Source organism: Bartonella sp. AP30XZML, assembly GCF_042195945.1.
Lineage (GTDB): Bacteria > Pseudomonadota > Alphaproteobacteria > Rhizobiales > Rhizobiaceae > Bartonella.
Window position 1 is genome coordinate 1 of the sequence record NZ_JBHIPJ010000032.1, and the last position, 1,286, is coordinate 1,286.

The 1,286-nt window shown below is 47.7% G+C and carries 1 pseudogene; it reads right to left on the reverse strand.

The window, feature by feature from the left end:
* Nucleotides 1-1,286 (reverse strand): annotated as a pseudogene (locus tag ACFIL2_RS02155) (filamentous hemagglutinin); the annotation flags it as partial.

Consider the following 1,286-nt stretch of genomic DNA (forward strand, 5'->3'; position numbering starts at 1 on the left):
TTTGCGGCGTGTAAATATGAGAACGATTATTGCTTAAATCGAGAGTGTTTGCCGTCAATCTCACATCCCCCTCAGCAGACAGCACATTCTCAACACTGATCTCTCCTGATACCGATGTCAATGTCGCGTTGCCATAGCCTATGACCTGATCATAATAGATGTCGTTGCCTGCAAAAATTTCAATATTGCCACCACTGGCAATCTGACCAACCTTCACCCCTTCTTTTGCTGTAATCAAAAGAAAGCCCTTTTCATCTAAAACAAGATCCCCTGAACCGCCCGTAGAAACGACACCTGTCATCAGTGTGCCTGCATCAAGGCTGCCTACCTTTAAAACAGCTTCTTCACCCGTCATTAGCGAAGAAAAGTCAACCGCCCCGCCCTCAATATTTGCCTTGCCATAGGCTAAAAGTTGCCCAAAATGAACGGGAGCATTTGTTTCTGGTTGTGCTTGAATGGCAACATTTTGATGCGACAGGATTGTTTGAGAAACAGATAGCCCGTTATGAAAAACCAGGGTGATATCTCCTGCTCCATAAACACTTTCAGCAACAATCGCACCTTGACTGCTCTGGAGATCAACATCCCCTTGGGTGCCAAGAACAATAACACCAGCAGCACCCGTTGCCGCCATATCAACCCCACCGGCTAAAAAATGAGCTTGTATATCACCACCGGCGTGCGCCTTGAGCTTCCCTTGCGCTAAAACAATCCCCTCAAGCTTCAAGTCTCCACCCGATTCAAGAGCCATATCAGCGCCTGACCCTAGCCCTGAAACTTGAAGTGTCTGGCGCGAAGAAAGCTTCATATTGCCCCCAGAGGTTGCCTTACCGGCAATCGATAAAAGCCCATCCTGCGCCTCTATTTTCAAATGACTATCAGCGCCAACCGTTTCTAACGTCACATCCTTATGGGCGGCAATATCAATATGCTTTTTCGAGGTGATGTGCTTTGCCAATACGCTCTGGCTTTTCGATTTGAGGACAACACCCCCATGACCAAAAACATTCTTCAACGAGATTTTCCCATCAGCAGAAAGATGCAACTGCCCCGCATTGGCGGCCATATCATGGCGCATGCGAACCCCAACACCTTTTTCGGTTGCCACAAGTTTAATCTGATCCGCCTGTAGAGCCCCCAAAGCAGAACCATCTATCGCATATTCTGGTTTACCAGTAATATCGGTCAGTTCTTTCATCTCACGAGAAGCATAATCAAAGTGACCCGTCCCTGCTGTCACTCCAATTTCTCTGCCCGCAACAGCTCCTTCAAAATGCACTGTGCGT